Below are 15,410 nucleotides of genomic sequence, written 5' to 3'. Positions count from 1 at the left end.
CGATCAAGAATAGATAGGGTGAAGACTCTTTAAGACCACAATCTGCAGAGTGGCTTGCTGGAAACCAATTTTCATGTAAAGGACAAGGACGATATGAGCAACGTAGCAACCAGGATGGAAACCGTCGAAACACGTTATGTGATGGTTGAAGGCCATCGTATTGCGTACCAGGAAATGGGCGAAGGGAGTCCGCTTCTCCTGATCCACGGTATCCCGACCAACAAGCTGATGTGGCGTAAGATCATGCCCAAGCTTGCTGAAAATTATCGTGTCATTGCTCCGGACATGCTCAACTATGGCGAGTCCGACATGCCAAAGGATGCCGATGTATCCATCAATGCTCAGGCACGCATTTTCGTCAAGCTGATGGACGCGCTAGGTATATCGAGCGCCGACATGGTGTCACACGATATCGGCGGTGGTATCGGTCAGCTGATCAGCGTCAACGATCCCGAGCGAGTGCGCCGCCAGGTGCTAATCGACAGCGTATGCTTCGATTCCTGGCCAATTCCGGAATTCGAGAGCCTGCTGGAGCCGGGGGTTGAAGAAGCTACCAGTGTCGAGGAATTCATCGGCATCATGCATGACTTCATGCCCAAAGGCGTGCACAACCCTGAGGTGATAACCGAAGAGTTGAAAGAGATCTACATCAAGCCGTGGAACAGCGCCGAAGGCAAGGCAGCATTCTTTCGCAACATGCGTCGTCTCAACAAGGAATATACTCAGGCTATCGCGGATGATCTCAAGAATATTGAGATCGATACTCTGGTGCTTTGGGGCGATAAGGATAACTTCCAGAAGCCGGTCTACGCTCCAATGTTGGCGGATGCCATTCCGGGCGCTGAGCTGGTCTGGGTGAAGGATGCTGGACACTGGGTGATCGATGAACAACCTGAAGAGATCACGCGTCATATCCTGGAATTCCTTGCCCGATAAAAGCATATCTTCCGAGGTGGGTGGCAAGATAGTAGCCGTAACTCATGGCTGGCATATGGCGTATCTCTAGCGTGTGATACATAACAGATCCGCTTATCCGCCCATTATTTGAAAACACAGCAAACGGACTGATCAATGGCCGCTCTCGGCGAGAGCCAGACGGATGTTCGAGTCTCTTGGACGTGCACTGGAAGCCCCTGCCTAGCACTATTCAATGCACTGGCTGCCTGGGGGGTGGAGCATTGCGACGGCCAATCTGTTGGCCAGCACCTGATGCCTTATCGACAAGAACGACCTAGATCCAGCGCTAGCAGCGACCTATCGGCAGAAACGGGGAAGGCGCTCGATAAAGGCGTAGAGTCGTGTAATTCACTCAGGTAGAGCGAGTCGAGACATCGGCGACTTGAAGGTTGCCTTGTCATGGATCACTTCATTGCAGTGTACTGCGTTAAGGCGTATCCATTGGTACCAGGAAGATCACTCGTCGGCTGGGGCGGGGTAGCGCTCATCTTAGCCGGTGCCCTGGTGGTGGCTGAGTGGGGTCTGAAATGGGCGTTGTCGCAGCGGTGGCTGGCACAAAGGGTCTGGTTCTGACGGGGGGTGGGGCGAGAGGCGCGTACCAGGCTGGCGCGCTCAAAGCGCTGGCAGAAATATGCGGCTCGGGCCCTGTCCCTTTTCCCGTGATCACCGGTATTTCGGTTGGTGCGCTGAATGCGGTGGGCCTTGCATCGCATTTTGGAGATTTCGCTGGGTCAGCCTCGCTTGTGGAGGCATTCTGGAAACGCTTGCGCACCGATAGAGTCTTCAAAACCGGCCCGATTCGGGACATAGCAACTCTATCTGGGTTAGTGGCAAGTTCAGTATTCCCGCGTATGGAGCACTGGCTGCCGAACGCATTACTGGATAGCGATCCACTACGACAATCGCTCGCTCGTGCCTTTGATTTTCAATCCATCCAACGATCTATAGAACGCCAAGGGCTCAGGGCCATCGGATTGACAGCCTCCTGCTACGCGACGGGGAGCGCCGTGACGTTCTTCGATGGCGACTCAGAGAGGTGCGAGTGGTCTAGGGTACGGCGGAAAGGCCGTAAAACGTCGCTTACTCTCAACCATGCACTTGCGTCGTCGGCGCTTCCATTCTTGTTTGAAGCTATCGAAATCGATGGGCAGTATTACGGTGACGGGATGCTCCGGATGACATCGCCGCTGGCGCCCGCCATCCATCTCGGTGCTTCGCGGCTCATGGTAATCGCGACCCACGAGCGCCCGTCCAAACAGGATCAATGCACATTGCTTCCGGGCCATTATCCAACGTTTGGCGATCTTGGCGGATACGCTCTGGAGACAGTGTTTCGCGACAGCATCGATGCCGATGTCGAGCGATTGAGCAGGATCAACACGACATTGAATGAATTGTCTGAAACCGCAAGGCGCCACTCCAGCCTGAAACACATAGACGTCATGATACTGGCGCCTTCGTGCCCCTTGAACGACTCTGCAACAGCAGCACGCTCGCATCACATGTCTAGGACCTTGAAATGGTTGTTGTTCAAGCGTCAATCGAAGCCAAGCGCTGGCCGGCTCGAAAGCTACCTTTCGTTCGAGCCGGATTATGTTTCGGCTATTTTCGAGCTTGGTTATAAAGATACGATGTCGAGAAGGTCGGAAGTGGAAGCGTTTCTCCAATAGGCAGGCTCAGAACATTCTTACCCGAATTAGTGTTGCTAGGCCATGCTGATGAAAGGAAAAGACAGCATGGCGAAACGCGAAACGAGAGGGTTCGATGCTTCTCGATAACCGGTTAGCGAGGAGTCATGGGGGTGGCGAGATCTCATAGCGAAAAACACTTTTCGAAGAGAAGCGGCTGGCTACGAGCAGCGGTGCTGGGAGCCAACGATGGCATCGTCTCCACGGCGAGTCTGGTCATGGGGGTCGCCGCTTCGGGAGCCACGCAGGGAAACGTGCTGATAGCGGGGGTGGCGGGGCTGGTGGCCGGCGCCATGTCGATGGCAGCCGGTGAGTATGTCTCGGTCAGCTCGCAAGCCGACACGGAGAAGGCGGACTTGCACCGTGAGCGACTCGAGATCGAAGCTCACCCCGAGTTCGAACGTCGGGAACTGGCGGAAATATACGTCGAGCGAGGGTTGGACGCCCCCCTTGCCGACCAGGTCGCCGAGCAGTTGATGAGGGATGACCCGCTGGCGGCGCACGCTCGCGACGAGTTGGGTCTATCGGAGGTGCATACTGCACGCCCACTTCAAGCGGCATTGGCATCGGCCGCTGCCTTCGCGGTGGGGGCTGCCTTGCCGCTATTGACGACACTGTTGGCGCCATCGGCATTCATCATGATCTCCATCGCGGGATGCTCGCTGGTGTTTCTAGCCTTATTGGGAAGCTTGGCGGCACGGGCGGGGGGGCGCTAGCATCCTGGTCGGCGCCACTCGCGTGACCTTTTGGGGAGCGCTCGCTATGGCTCTCACCGCTGGAGTGGGAAAGCTGTTCGGGGCCATAGTATGAAAGCCAGTGTACTTGCACACCTGTCTGGGCAAAAAGCTAGGAAGTTTGTTGCTCCCTAGTGTCGATTTCGTCTTTTGCCAAGCGACTAGTCAGTACAAAGTCAGACAATGAGGGGAGGTGTGATCATGGACAACATCGAGAAAAACCTACCGCGCGTGGTGTCGCGAGAAGAGTGGCTAGAGGAACGCAGGGCCTTACTGGTAAAAGAAAAAGAGCTCACCCGCCAATATGATCGAGTGAGTGCTGAGCGGCGTGAACTGCCGTGGGTCAAGGTCGAGAAAAACTATGTGTTCGACACGCCGGATGGCAAACGGACGCTGGTCGAACTGTTCGATGGACGTAGCCAGTTGATCGTTTATCACTTCATGTTCGGCCCTGGATGGAAAGAGGGCTGCAGCGGCTGTTCGTTCGTGGCCGATCATATTGATGGTGCTAACCTGCATTTGGCGCATCATGACGTGACGGTGCTGGCGGTGTCGCGCGCGCCTTTGGCAGAGTTCCTACCGTTCAAGCAGCGCATGGGCTGGTATTTCACTTGGGTGTCGTCCCACGGCAGCGACTTCAACTACGACTACCAGGTCTCGACCGCCTCGGGCGAAGAGACCCACGGTCTGAGTGTGTTCTTCAAGAACGTGAGTGGCGAGGTATTTCATACCTATTCCACCTACGCGAGAGGCGTGGACATCTTGCTCGGGGCGCATCATTACCTCGACCTGACGCCCAAGGGCCGTAACGAGCAAGGCACCATGAGCTGGATGCGTCACCACGATCGCTATGACGAGGATCTGCGTGACGTCTCTTGACGACACATCTAGCAATGAACAGGGGTCAGCCATGAAATATCTATGCCTGGTGTATAGCGACGAAGACACGCTGCATAGCCTGTCCGACAGTCCGCGTGACGAGGAGTGCCTGGCCTATGCCGAAAGCGTTCAGAGGAGTGGTCGTATGATCGCCGCGGAGGCACTGCATCCGGTGCGGACTGCTACCACTGTACGGGTCCGTGGCGGTAAGACCAACATTACCGACGGCCCTTTCGCCGAGACCAAGGAGCAATTGGCGGGGTTTTATCTGGTCGATGCGCGGGATCTGAACGAGGCTCTACAGATCGCTGAAAACATACCTGCAGCCCGAGTGGGTAGCGTCGAGGTGCGTCCGGTCAGAGAGTTGGGGCTGTGATTGCCTACCGCTTTACGACGAGAGTCAGGCCTTCATCATCTCCACGACGATCATCCACGAGACACCGAACTTGTCGGCGACCATGCCAAAGCGTGGCGAAAAGAATGTCTCCGCCAGAGGCATCTGCACCTGTCCACCTTCGCCCAGGGCAGTGAACAGCCGCTCGGCCTCGTCCTTTTCGGACACCGTAATTGCCAGCGAGAAACCCTGAAAGTTCGGCTGCCCCCGGCACTGCCCATCCGCGACCATTACGGTGGTATCGCCGAGGTGAAAACTCGCGTGCATCACTTTGTCGTCGGAATACTGCGGGCCCATGCAGCCTTCGGTAGGCGCTGAGCCGTCCTTGAAATCCGGGTTGTCCTTGAAATGCATAAGTGCCGTTATCTCGGCGCCCAGCGTGTTGCGATAGAACTCGAGGGCCTCTTCACAGCGACCGTCGAAGAATAGATAAGGTTGAACGTGCATCGCGATACCTCCTTCCGTTTTTGTTAGGTCTGAGCGTCCAGGCGTCGTTGTATGGAGCGACCTCTGTACTCTTGATTAATCGAATGGCGGTCCGCGAATTCGACACCACGGCCATAGTTTTTCTTGAGGCTGTCGAATTCACTCTTCGCCAAACGACCATCCTGTGTCAGCGATCAAGCGCTCCGCTTGGAGCCGCGCAATTATGGCGTTTTCGGTCGATACTGCAGGAGAGCGAACATGAGCAAATATGTGGATGGTTTCGTAGTCCCCGTTCCCAAGCATAACCTTGAGGCCTATCGGCAGATGGCGGAGGAGGCGGGCAAGGTGTGGCGAGAGTACGGCGCTTTGGAATTCATCGAGTGCCTCGCTGATGACGTGAAGCCTGGCGAGATCACCTCGTTTCCCCAGAGCGTCAAGCTCGAATCCGACGAGATAGTGGTGCTTTCCTGGATACTGTATGAGTCGCGTGAGCAGCGTGATCACGTCAACGAGCAGGTCATGAAAGATTCACGAATAACCGACATGATGAAGCCTGGGGCGATGCCCTTCGACGGCAAGCGCATGATCTGGGGTGGATTCGAGATCATGGTCAAATTATGAGCATACGGCACTAATTATGGCGTTGCGTCGAAGTCGGAGCGAGACTGTTTCGGAACATCTCTTGAGGTGGGTATGAGATGAACGAACATGAGGCCAGGCAGATTCGTCAGACGGTGGACATGGTCTATCGTGGAGAGTCGCGTCGCGTCCTCGCTACCCTGATTCGCTTGCTCGGCGATTTCCAACTCGCCGAGGAGGCAATGCACGACGCCTTCGCCGCCGCGGTGGAGCAATGGCAGCGCGTGGGTGTGCCTGCCAACCCTCGTGCCTGGCTGGTCTCGGCCGGTCGCTTCAAGGCCATCGACAGCTTGCGCCGTCGTGCGTGTTTCGACGCCTCCCAGGCGGAAATCGCCCGGCAACTCGAAGACGAGAACGATGCATTCATGCCCGACGAAGACACGGCCGTGGAAGATGATTGCCTACGGTTGATCTTTACCTGCTGCCATCCGGCGCTGCCACCCCCTGCACAGGTGGCATTGACCCTGCGCGAGGTCTGCGGCCTAGCTACCGAGGAGGTCGCGCGAGCCTTTCTTACCACACCATCCACGGTGGCTCAGCGCATTGTGCGCGCCAAGGCGAAGATCCGAGATGCGCGGATACCCTATCAGGTGCCGTCGCGGGATGAGCTGCCAATGCGGATGGATAGCGTACTACGAGTGATCTATCTGGTGTTCAACGAGGGCTATTCGACTCCTTCGAGTGATATATCGATACGCAATGACCTAAGCGAAGAAGCGATCCGTCTGGGACGGCTGTTGATGACGCTGCTTCCCGAGCCTGAAGCGATGGGACTGCTGGCGTTGATGCTGTTGCACGAATCGCGGCGCGCAGCGCGTGCGACCACGACAGGCGAGTTAATCCTGCTCAATGACCAGGATCGCGCGCTATGGAATCAAGAGCGCATCATCGAGGGCGGGGCGCTGGTCGAGCGCGCCCTGGCGACGCATCGTTTCGGCCCCTATACGCTTCAGGCCGCCATTGCCGCAGTGCATGCCGAGGCGCCCAGCGCTGCCGAGACGGATTGGGCGCAGATCGTGGGGCTTTATGATGTGTTGTTCCGGATGGAGCCGTCGCCGGTGGTAGAGCTTAATCGCGCCGTTGCCGTGGCCATGCGCGACGGCCTCGAGGCCGGCCTGAGGCTCATCGACATTATTCTCGAGCGCGGTGATCTACAGGACTACCATCTGGCGCATGCCGCCCGGGCCGATCTCTGCCGTCAGCTAGGGAGACAGGAGGAGGCGCGGGTCGCCTATCAGAGGGCGTTGTGCCTGGCGCCGCAACAACAAGAGCAGTGGTTCCTTGAGCGGCGGCTAGCCGAGCTGGATGAAGAACCGACGCTCGAGCTGAAAGGTCGTGGTGTGTTGAGCGACCAATAGCCATTGATATCCAATTGTCATGGGGGAGGTGTTCATGAGAGACGAGCAAACGTTATCGCGAGCGTTGTTGGTGCTGCGCATCACCCTCGGTGTATTTCTGCTGCAATGGGGGGTCGAGAAATTCGTCGTTCCCCAGAATACGGTGGCCATCTGGGGATATTTCTACGGCCTGAACGTATCGGAGTCGCTTGGCTATCTATTTGGTGCGGTCGAGATCGCGCTGGCGATCTGCCTGTTCATCGGTCGCTTCAAGACGATTGCCTACGGCGCGGCGCTAGGGTTGCACGCTATTAGCGTGATCGTCTCCTGGCGGCTGTTGCTCGATCCCTGGGGCAACTCGGCGAACCATCTATTCATCGCCGGTGTGCCGGTGCTGGGTGCCTTCATCGCCTTGTTCCTGTTGCGTCATTGGGATCGAGGGTTGGCGAGAAAGGGAGTGTGATGGTGTATGGCCAGTCAAATAGGCAGAAATGTCGTTGGGGCACCGTTATATCGAGTGTGGTCAGCTACAGTTCTTGGATAGCTGGCTAGTCACCAGCACTCGACGGCTTTCAAGAAGTGATCGGTCGCATGAGTTTGGCAAGGCTCATGATCATCGTCAGAGACCCCGACGCCGGGGACAGAAGCAACTCGGTTAACTCGATAGCCGCACCTACAATGTGTTGCCTGTCAGGGGGAAGTAGCCATGAGCTGGAGTCCGTGTCCCGATCCAATCCCCGGCGACGAGGGAGAGTTCATCCCGCTGTCGGAGAATCAAGGGAGACCAAAGCGTGCCGAAGGTGGTGTTCACTATCCATGAGTACCTCCCGTTGCAGAGCTGGTTATGGGGCAGTCGCATCCACTTCTTCGATCTACAAGCGCCAGACGATCCAGGGCGACGGCTCCGCAAGAGGAAGAGAGTCGATAGGCGTGACGAGCTTGGCAAGATTCAACTGGGTCAGTTAGTGATGACATGGATTTTTCTGTTTATAAGCTTTGTGGGCTGCAAAGTGCTTTTCACCATAGCTGATAGGGTAACGACATAAGGATCGATATAGAATGTAACGAAATCGATCTGACTGGTACCACATATGTATAAGCGCTATCTTCATGGACTGATACTGCCCGCACTTTCTCTTACCCTAAGTAATTCAGTGCTAGCGCAGGACGAATGCACCCCCGTTGATTTCGAGCCGGAAACAGACTCCACCGTTATTGCCGATAGGATCCTGCCAGAGCAAACGCTTTGTTATAGATTGATTACCGCCGCTGAACAAGAGGTCTCTCTTGAGGTGATCGAGGATAACAACATCAGTGCTTTGCTCCAGAACCCGATGGATCCTCAGAAATTCCCACGTGTCCCTTCCGATCAGCATGTCTACGAGATACTGGTGAAACAAATAAAACGTACGGTAACGCCTCAGTATTTCCGGATCGCAGTTAAAGCGAAGCCCTAAATCGATTTAAGGGCTGCCTTGTCCTGACCTTGGATAGAGAACTCTTATGTTCGAAATAAAAACAACTCAGCACGTTCTGGCGGTCAATGACCTGAAGAAGATTGAGGCTTATTTCATCGACAGGCTCGGCTTTTCCATCCGGTTTCGCGTAGACGGGTGGTCGTTCGCCAGTCTCGGGAGTTTTCATGTGATGCTGGGCCATTGCCCCGATGAAATGCCCGCGCGGGATACCAACGACCACTCTTACTTCGCCTATGTCAATTGCGAAGGAATAGATGATCTCTACCGCACCTACCAAGCGCGTGGCGTTGACATATTTCAATTACTGTCGGATAAACCCTGGGGAATGCGTGAATTTGGAGTGGCAACACCCGAAGGACATCGAATCATGTTTGGGGAAGAAATCGAGTAAATAAAAGCATGTGAGCCAATGCTTTCCCGCTTGCATGGTCGGCTATTTGAAATAGCGCAGCAATATCACACCCGTAAGCGTTGTCATGGTTGAGAAGACCTTGCCCAGGTCAAGCCGCTCCTTCAAGAAGAACACACCAATCAACAGTGCAAACACGATACTCGTCTCGCGCAACGCCGTGACCAGCGCGATAGGGGCCTGAGTAAACGCCCAGGTCACCAACGCATAGGCGACAAATGCTGCACTACCGCCGATCACAAAGGTTTTTCGGCCTTTTCCCGTGATGTCCCGCAGCGCACCAGGCGCGGTGATCATCAGATAGAGTGCCATGACGATGCCGTTGCCAACCGCCAGCCAGCAGTAATAACCCAGCGAGGTGCCGGCGTGTCGCGCCCCCATGCCATCCACTATCGAATAGGATGCAATGAATCCACCCGTGATCAAGGCCAGCAGGGCCGCGTGGCCATTGCGCATTCCGTCTGCACGACGAACCAGCGAGAGACTCAAGATTCCCGCACCGATCACGACGATCGCCATGAGCTCAATCGGGGTCAGATAAACTCCTAGAACCACTACGGAAAACAGCGCAACGATCAGGGGCGCGGAACCTCGGGCGATAGGGTAGACCTGGGTGAGATCGCCTAACCGGTAGGAGTGCAGCAGAAACAGCTGATAACCCATATGCAGAACGAGCCCTGCGACTAGGAAAGGAATGCTTTCCGGCGCGGGCAGCGGCACGAAAGGCATGATCACCAAAGCAAGAGGGACGTTGCCAAGAATGACAGCGCCCATGCTCACCCGCACATCGGCGCCGCCTTTGACCAATGCATTCCATACCGCATGCAATAGTGCTGCACCAATAACAGCGAAAAAGACAGTGGTAGTCATGGCGATTTAATTGATTTAGGAACCCAGCCGGCTAGGCCGGCCGGCTGGGTTCTCGTTGATGGGCGTCCTCAGAGCTTTTCCAGCACCGTCTCGGCACTGCTTTCCTGCACGCCTTTGCTGTCTACGCCGAGATATTCCACCACACCGTCGTTGGCGATCAGTGCGAAGCGTTTGCTGCGAATTCCCATGCCGCCGCCGGTGGCGTCCAGTTCCAGGCCCAGCGCCTGGGTGAATTCGGCATTGCCATCGGCGAGCATGGTGATCTGCTGGGCGTTCTGATCCTTCTGCCAAGCGTCCAGTACGAAGGCGTCATTGACCGCCATGCAGGCGATGGTGTCGATGCCCTTGGCGAGGATGTCGTCCGCCTTGATCACGAAGCCCGGCATGTGGGTGTTCGAGCAGCCCGGTGTGAAGGCACCGGGGACCGCGAACAGCACTACCCGCTTGCCGGCAAAGAGCTCACCGGTGGAAATATCTTCCGGACCATTGGCACCGTTGGTCTTGATGGTGACGTCAGGAATCTTGTCGCCTACGGAAATCGTCATGAGTGCGTCCTTTCAGTAAGAGTGCAAAAGTGCCTGTCGATGATGGGCGTGCAAACTGCGCGGGGCAAGGGGCTGGCGGAAGAATCTAAGGAGTGAAATATTCGTCTGGCGTTATTCCGGCGGGGTTCCGAAAACCTCAAATACTTCCTGACCGGTCATGTTCTGGGTCGAATTGGCGAAGTCATAGAAATCGGGTTTTTCGTCGATGAATATCTGCTGCTCGAAGACCCAGAGCTGGCCGTTGTCGATCAGTCCTGCCGGGATGGCGTAGTGGTCACCTTGCTTTAGGCGGAAGAAGAGGTGGGTGCCGCACTGGCGGCAGAAACCGCGTTCCGCCCAGTCGGAAGATGAGTAAATGGTGACACTCTCCTCGCCATCGATGCGTACTTGCTCGTTTGCCTGAGCAGAAAGAAACGGGCCGCCGCCCCATTTACGGCACATATTGCAATGACAGGCATCTACCTTATGGTCGGCGAGCGTAACGGTCAGATTAACCGCGCCACATAGACAACTGCCTCGGCATTCTTGAGTCGTGGACATTTCTTTTCCTCAAAGTGTATTTCGAGGGCTTAAGTGTAGTGGCTTTCAGGTAGCCTGATATGCGCGGGCTAGCTGTTTTAATCAACGATGCCATTGTCACCGATATCCCGCTGCCTGCATCCTGAACAGTTGCGCATAGCGCCCCTTTTGAGCAAGCAGCGTTTCATGAGAGCCGTGCTCGATGATGCGGCCATCGTCGATGACCACGATCTGATCTGCGGCGCGCACCGTGGAAAAACGATGCGAGATCAAAAGCGTCATGCGCTCCCGGGCGTGGCGGCGGAACTGTTCGAATACCTGGGCCTCGGCGGCGGCGTCCATGGCGGCGGTGGGTTCATCCAGCACCAGAATGTCCGCCTCTTCGCGCATGTAGGCCCTGGCCAGGGCGATCTTCTGCCACTGGCCGCCAGAAAGCTCCTGCCCGTCCTTGAACCAGCGCCCAAGCTGGGTGTGGTAGCCGCGATCCATACGTTCGATGAAATCGTTCGCCATGCCTTGGCGGGCGGCGCGCTCCCAGCGCTGGGTATCGCTGAAGGCGGCAACATCGCCCACGCCGAGGTTTTCGCCAACCTGTAGTTGATAGCGTTCGAAATCCTGAAAGATCACGCCAATTCGTTGACGCAGGGTAGTCGCGTCCCACGCTTTCAGATCGCTGCCATCAAGCAGGATTCGCCCCTCGCTGGGATCGTAGAGCCGCGTCAGCAGTTTGATCAGCGTGGTCTTGCCGGAGCCGTTTTGCCCCACCAGCGCCAGGCTCTCGCCGGGGCGCAGATGCAGATCGATATTTTGCAGCACTGGTGTCTGAGTGCCCGGATAGGTAAAGCTGACGCGCTCGAAACGAATGCCGTCGCCAGGATTCGCACCCTCGATAAGACTGCCCGTGGAGGGCGCCACCGGCTGCTCCAGATATTCATACAGATTGGACAGGTACAGATTGTCCTCGTACATTCCGCTGATCGCGGTAAGGCTGGCTGAAAGCGCGGATTGACCCTGCTTGAATACCATCAGGTACATAGTCATATCCCCCAGGGTCAGGCGCCCGCCGACGGTCTCGATCACCACCCAGCCATAGGCGCCATAGAAGGCCAGCGTACCCAGCAGGCCGAGCAGAAACCCCCAGCTGTCGCGCCGAATCGTCAGGCGGCGATCCTCGGCATAGAGGCCCTCGAAAATGTCCCGATAGCGCTTCAGGAACAGCGGCTCCAGGCCGAACAGCTTGACCTCCTTGATGCTGTCTTCCCGGGCGAGTACGGTCTCCAGGTACATCTGCATGCGGGTTTGTGGCGAGCGCCAGCGGAACAGGCGAAAGGCATCGCCGGAGAACTTGGCCTCGGAGACGAACACCGGCAGGGCGCCGATCAGCAGGATCAGCAGCGCCCAAGGCGAAAACTGCACCAGCAATACCGCGAAGCTGACCAGCGAGATGGCATTCTGCAGCAGGCCGAAGGTCTTGGTGACCAGTGCCAGCGGTCGGGTCGAGGCCTCGCGCCGAGCGCGAGTCAGCTTGTCATAGAACTCCGAATCCTCGAACTGGGCAAGAGACAGGGTGCCGGCCTTCTCGAGGATCATTACATTGACTTTCTGCCCGAGCAGCGCCCGCAACAGGGATTGCTGTGCCGAGAGGCCGCGTTGGGCGAGGGCGATTAGCGCAATGACCAGGGCTTCCAGAGCCACGTAGCGCAGCACCGGCCAGAGCGTGGCAAATTCTAGTGGGCCATCCACCTGACTGTGCAGCGCCATGGCCGCCACCACCGCATCGACGATCAGCTTGCCGATCCAGGCCGCCACCGCCGGTAGTACACCCGCGACGAGCGTACAGATCGCCAGCCCCAGGGTCAGGCCGCGGGAAGTATCCCACACCAGCCCGAGGGCGCGGCGGCTGTAGCGAAAGACGCTGAAAAAACCGGTCAGGGAGCCAGTGCCGGTAGAGGCATAGGATTGAGCGTGGGGCGAGGACAAGAGGCGTTCCCGAAGCAGGTTAAGCTCATTAGTATAAGCACCTTCCAATCTAGGATTTCAATACTGACTCGTCAGGGCTTCCTCAAAAAATAGATCGTGAAATCGAGCAGTCTGAAAGATCAAACGGGCGCCAGTGAGGTCTTGCATGAATCTCTTATAAGAAATTCTTTCTGGTAATGTTTTTCACGTTTTGTGTGCAGCATTGGAGAATGAGATGGAGATGAGCGGGGGAAGTGGCTGGACAATGTTCAGTAATCACGCACATGTACTGATATGTCTGGTTGAGGACCCCACTCGCACGCTACGAGAGGTCGCCATTCAGGTGGGCATTACCGAGCGTGCAGTGCAGCGTATCGTGAGTGATCTCGAGAATGCCGAAATCATCGCGCGGGAGCGGGTGGGACGGCGCAATGTGTATCAGTTGTTCCTGGATAAACCGCTACGCCACCCACTCGAATGCCACAAGACGATATCGGAAGTGGTGTCGTTGATTACCAAGCGCTGACGTATCCAGCCCCTCAAAACAAAAACACCCCGCAGGAGCGGGGTGTTGGAACGGCTTGTCATCTGACGATCAGCTTCCGTCGTCGAGACGTGTGCGCTGGGTTGAGCGACTGGCGACCACAGCCGCATTGCTATCGCTTTCGAGCTTGGCCAGCAGTTGCTTGGAATCCTGCTTGAAAGCAGCCAGTGCTTGTCCGGCAAGGTTCTGACTTTCCGGTAGCTTGACGCGCATGGCATCCACTTGCCGATTGTTGACCATGACTTCGTAGTGAAGGTGTGGGCCGGTACTGCCTCCAGTGTTACCTGAAAGGGCAATTTTCTGACCCATTTTCACCCGCTCACCCTCACGCACCAGCCGCTTGGAGAGGTGCATGTAGCGTGTCTTGTAGCCGTTGTCGTGACGAATCACGAGATAATTGCCTGCGCCACCTTTTTGATAGGCGGCTTTTACGACACGGCCGTTTGCCGGAGATGTTACGGAACTGCCGGTACGCATGGCGAAATCCGTACCGCGGTGCGGGCTGATGCGACCGGAGATCGGATGTTTGCGACGCAGGTTGAAAGATGAGCTGATCCGATAATCGCCGCTAAACGGATGGCGATCAAAGGCCGGATCAAGGCTATTACCTTCCGGCGTATAAAAGCGATCGTCCGCGGTATTACGTACCACGGTCAGGTTCATTTTCTTGCCTTCGTACTGGGCGGCCAGAATACGCGAACCTGCAGACTGCCCTTCAATCATGTCACTTTCGACCAGCACCTGGAACTTATCCCCATGCCGCGCTTTCCTGCGGAAATCCAGCTTTTTCGATAGCAACGCTGACAGCTCTGCAATCTCGGCATTGGACAAACCAGTCGCACTGGCGGATTTCGCAAAGCTACCGCTCAGCGTACCGCTGAATAGACGTTCAGTCGCTTGTGAGGTCTTGTCGAAGGGGGCGACTTCGAAGCTATTGGCATTGATATCGTGTTCGATCAGATAGCCGCTGCGTGTATTTTTCATTACACGCAACGCCATTAGCTCACCAGTTTCATCGAGCTTGAAATCGAAACTATTGCCGACACGCCAACGGGTAAGTACATTCTTGTCCGGCATTTTATCAAGCAGCGCCATAACTTCACTGAATCCCATACCCAGAGTGCGCTCTGCCATTACCGCAAAGGTATCACCCTTCTGCACGGTATAGGTTTCCCAGGTAGGAACGAAGTTTTCCTTGGCAGCCAGCTCATTTTCGAGTTGTACACCTTCCTCATCGAGGGAGATGGAATCGGTAGAGAGATCCGCATAGGATGTGCCACCAGGTTCTAGCTCGACGAGAGGCAATTGCAGGGCAGCATGGATTGCCGTAGCACTCAATGTGAGTTTGACCGGCATGCCTTGAATGCTGGGATCGATATCGAGCGAGCTTGCCTTGGCAGTTTGAATACCTAGCAAGTTGCTGATGTCGACCACATCAAGAGATGTAAGGTTAGCCAGTGGGATTGCGCCACGCGTAGGATCTTGATCCGTAGTGCCGTTGGAAGTGCCAAAAGAGAACACACTTCTTATTTGAGCTTTGAAGTCTGTAGATGGCGCAACCTGAACGAGCGACACGTCGCCTTTATCGGCGCTGTCGACAGTGGCGATAATTTTATGAACGCCTAGCACGGTAACCATTGTGGCAACGGGAAGAAGAATCAATTTGTGCGTGCGAGGCAGTGAATGAAGAATTCGCAGCATATAGGCCCGGTAACATATCAAGTGAATAGAAAATGGCAAGGGAACCTTAACCCAAGCGCCTTAGTGTTCCTACCCTGTACGCGAGTACAGTGATCAAACTTACAAACAATGTAACGTTTTGTTACACGGTACGATCCTATAACTGATCCATCATGTCAAGTGGCCGAGACTCGTTAATGATGCTCTAAGCTACTAATACTGAGAATATTTACTGGCAAATTGATCGTTGGTTCCAGAAGAATACCATTCGTCATCAGCCTGCTCAGTCATCGGATTGCTGTTATCCTCTCATTCATAAAACTGTTTTTTAACCGAGAATAAGCGCTTTTTT

General features: G+C 55.8%; 16 protein-coding genes and 1 pseudogene. 11 read left to right on the top strand and 6 right to left on the bottom strand.

Annotated features, from left to right (window positions below; translation table 11 throughout):
• Window positions 1–93: 93 nt before the first annotated feature.
• From H7850_RS12770 to H7850_RS12750, 5 genes and pseudogenes are all read left to right on the top strand, one after another.
• On the top strand, window positions 94–936 hold the full coding sequence (locus H7850_RS12770) for an alpha/beta fold hydrolase (RefSeq protein ID WP_227369914.1): 843 nt from the start codon (window positions 94–96) through the stop codon (window positions 934–936).
• Between the two features lie 548 nt (window positions 937–1,484).
• Window positions 1,485–2,627, top strand: a complete 1,143-nt coding sequence (locus tag H7850_RS12765) for a patatin-like phospholipase family protein (protein ID WP_227369913.1) — start codon at window positions 1,485–1,487, stop codon at window positions 2,625–2,627.
• 125 nt (window positions 2,628–2,752) lie between these two features.
• Window positions 2,753–3,455: pseudogene (locus H7850_RS12760) on the top strand (VIT family protein).
• Window positions 3,456–3,580: 125 nt separating this feature from the next.
• Window positions 3,581–4,258, top strand: a complete 678-nt coding sequence (locus H7850_RS12755) for a DUF899 domain-containing protein (RefSeq protein ID WP_227369912.1) — start codon at window positions 3,581–3,583, stop codon at window positions 4,256–4,258.
• A gap of 31 nt (window positions 4,259–4,289) precedes the next feature.
• The gene (locus tag H7850_RS12750; RefSeq protein WP_227369911.1) at window positions 4,290–4,634 is read left to right on the top strand and encodes a YciI family protein; all 345 of its coding nucleotides are present in this window, start codon (window positions 4,290–4,292) and stop codon (window positions 4,632–4,634) included.
• 24 nt (window positions 4,635–4,658) lie between these two features.
• On the opposite strand, the gene H7850_RS12745 is transcribed toward H7850_RS12750, so the two are convergent.
• Window positions 4,659–5,099: a VOC family protein gene (locus H7850_RS12745; RefSeq protein ID WP_227369910.1), complete on the bottom strand. Its 441-nt coding sequence runs from the start codon at window positions 5,097–5,099 to the stop codon at window positions 4,659–4,661.
• A 237-nt stretch (window positions 5,100–5,336) separates the two neighbouring features.
• On the opposite strand from H7850_RS12745, the gene H7850_RS12740 reads away from it, so the two are divergent.
• From H7850_RS12740 to H7850_RS12720, 5 genes are all read left to right on the top strand, one after another.
• On the top strand, window positions 5,337–5,699 hold the full coding sequence (locus tag H7850_RS12740; RefSeq protein WP_227369909.1) for a DUF1428 domain-containing protein: 363 nt from the start codon (window positions 5,337–5,339) through the stop codon (window positions 5,697–5,699).
• A gap of 77 nt (window positions 5,700–5,776) precedes the next feature.
• The gene (locus H7850_RS12735) at window positions 5,777–7,075 is read left to right on the top strand and encodes an RNA polymerase sigma factor (RefSeq protein ID WP_227369908.1); all 1,299 of its coding nucleotides are present in this window, start codon (window positions 5,777–5,779) and stop codon (window positions 7,073–7,075) included.
• A gap of 34 nt (window positions 7,076–7,109) precedes the next feature.
• A complete protein-coding gene (locus H7850_RS12730) occupies window positions 7,110–7,517 on the top strand; it encodes a DoxX family membrane protein (RefSeq protein WP_227369907.1) in 408 nt (135 codons plus the stop codon).
• A gap of 628 nt (window positions 7,518–8,145) precedes the next feature.
• The gene (locus tag H7850_RS12725; protein WP_227369906.1) at window positions 8,146–8,511 is read left to right on the top strand and encodes a hypothetical protein; all 366 of its coding nucleotides are present in this window, start codon (window positions 8,146–8,148) and stop codon (window positions 8,509–8,511) included.
• Window positions 8,512–8,557: 46 nt separating this feature from the next.
• Entirely contained in the window at window positions 8,558–8,923 is a 366-nt protein-coding gene (locus H7850_RS12720) for a VOC family protein (RefSeq protein ID WP_227369905.1), read from the top strand.
• A gap of 42 nt (window positions 8,924–8,965) precedes the next feature.
• Here H7850_RS12720 and H7850_RS12715 read toward each other — a convergent pair whose 3' ends face one another.
• The 4 genes from H7850_RS12715 to H7850_RS12700 form a co-directional block, all read right to left on the bottom strand.
• Entirely contained in the window at window positions 8,966–9,811 is an 846-nt protein-coding gene (locus H7850_RS12715) for a DMT family transporter (protein WP_227369904.1), read from the bottom strand.
• A 68-nt stretch (window positions 9,812–9,879) separates the two neighbouring features.
• A complete protein-coding gene (locus H7850_RS12710) occupies window positions 9,880–10,356 on the bottom strand; it encodes a peroxiredoxin (protein ID WP_227369903.1) in 477 nt (158 codons plus the stop codon).
• Between the two features lie 111 nt (window positions 10,357–10,467).
• Window positions 10,468–10,896 carry a GFA family protein gene (locus H7850_RS12705; RefSeq protein ID WP_227369902.1) on the bottom strand — a complete coding sequence of 143 codons (429 nt, stop codon included), beginning with the start codon at window positions 10,894–10,896 and terminating at the stop codon, window positions 10,468–10,470.
• A gap of 96 nt (window positions 10,897–10,992) precedes the next feature.
• A complete protein-coding gene (locus H7850_RS12700; RefSeq protein ID WP_227369901.1) occupies window positions 10,993–12,855 on the bottom strand; it encodes an ABC transporter ATP-binding protein in 1,863 nt (620 codons plus the stop codon).
• Between the two features lie 244 nt (window positions 12,856–13,099).
• On the opposite strand from H7850_RS12700, the gene H7850_RS12695 reads away from it, so the two are divergent.
• On the top strand, window positions 13,100–13,360 hold the full coding sequence (locus H7850_RS12695) for a helix-turn-helix transcriptional regulator (RefSeq protein ID WP_227369900.1): 261 nt from the start codon (window positions 13,100–13,102) through the stop codon (window positions 13,358–13,360).
• 69 nt (window positions 13,361–13,429) lie between these two features.
• On the opposite strand, the gene H7850_RS12690 is transcribed toward H7850_RS12695, so the two are convergent.
• Entirely contained in the window at window positions 13,430–15,079 is a 1,650-nt protein-coding gene (locus tag H7850_RS12690) for a peptidoglycan DD-metalloendopeptidase family protein (protein ID WP_227369899.1), read from the bottom strand.
• Window positions 15,080–15,410 lie beyond the last annotated feature (331 nt).

The sequence above is a fragment of the Halomonas sp. M20 genome (assembly GCF_020622265.1).
GTDB lineage: Bacteria > Pseudomonadota > Gammaproteobacteria > Pseudomonadales > Halomonadaceae > Modicisalibacter.
Note: the sequence above shows the minus strand (reverse complement) of the source record. Positions and strands in the feature narration are given on the sequence as shown.

What these genes read in the sequence shown, in the direction of transcription:
- H7850_RS12770 (WP_227369914.1), top strand. Translation starts at nt 94, where the DNA reads ATGAGCAACGTAGCAACCAGGATGGAAACCGTCGAAACACGTTATGTG.
- H7850_RS12765 (WP_227369913.1), top strand. Translation starts at nt 1,485, where the DNA reads ATGGGCGTTGTCGCAGCGGTGGCTGGCACAAAGGGTCTGGTTCTGACG.
- H7850_RS12755 (WP_227369912.1), top strand. Translation starts at nt 3,581, where the DNA reads ATGGACAACATCGAGAAAAACCTACCGCGCGTGGTGTCGCGAGAAGAG.
- H7850_RS12750 (WP_227369911.1), top strand. Translation starts at nt 4,290, where the DNA reads ATGAAATATCTATGCCTGGTGTATAGCGACGAAGACACGCTGCATAGC.
- H7850_RS12745 (WP_227369910.1), bottom strand. Translation starts at nt 5,099, where the DNA reads ATGCACGTTCAACCTTATCTATTCTTCGACGGTCGCTGTGAAGAGGCC.
- H7850_RS12740 (WP_227369909.1), top strand. Translation starts at nt 5,337, where the DNA reads ATGAGCAAATATGTGGATGGTTTCGTAGTCCCCGTTCCCAAGCATAAC.
- H7850_RS12735 (WP_227369908.1), top strand. Translation starts at nt 5,777, where the DNA reads ATGAACGAACATGAGGCCAGGCAGATTCGTCAGACGGTGGACATGGTC.
- H7850_RS12730 (WP_227369907.1), top strand. Translation starts at nt 7,110, where the DNA reads ATGAGAGACGAGCAAACGTTATCGCGAGCGTTGTTGGTGCTGCGCATC.
- H7850_RS12725 (WP_227369906.1), top strand. Translation starts at nt 8,146, where the DNA reads ATGTATAAGCGCTATCTTCATGGACTGATACTGCCCGCACTTTCTCTT.
- H7850_RS12720 (WP_227369905.1), top strand. Translation starts at nt 8,558, where the DNA reads ATGTTCGAAATAAAAACAACTCAGCACGTTCTGGCGGTCAATGACCTG.
- H7850_RS12715 (WP_227369904.1), bottom strand. Translation starts at nt 9,811, where the DNA reads ATGACTACCACTGTCTTTTTCGCTGTTATTGGTGCAGCACTATTGCAT.
- H7850_RS12710 (WP_227369903.1), bottom strand. Translation starts at nt 10,356, where the DNA reads ATGACGATTTCCGTAGGCGACAAGATTCCTGACGTCACCATCAAGACC.
- H7850_RS12705 (WP_227369902.1), bottom strand. Translation starts at nt 10,896, where the DNA reads ATGTCCACGACTCAAGAATGCCGAGGCAGTTGTCTATGTGGCGCGGTT.
- H7850_RS12695 (WP_227369900.1), top strand. Translation starts at nt 13,100, where the DNA reads ATGTTCAGTAATCACGCACATGTACTGATATGTCTGGTTGAGGACCCC.
- H7850_RS12690 (WP_227369899.1), bottom strand. Translation starts at nt 15,079, where the DNA reads ATGCTGCGAATTCTTCATTCACTGCCTCGCACGCACAAATTGATTCTT.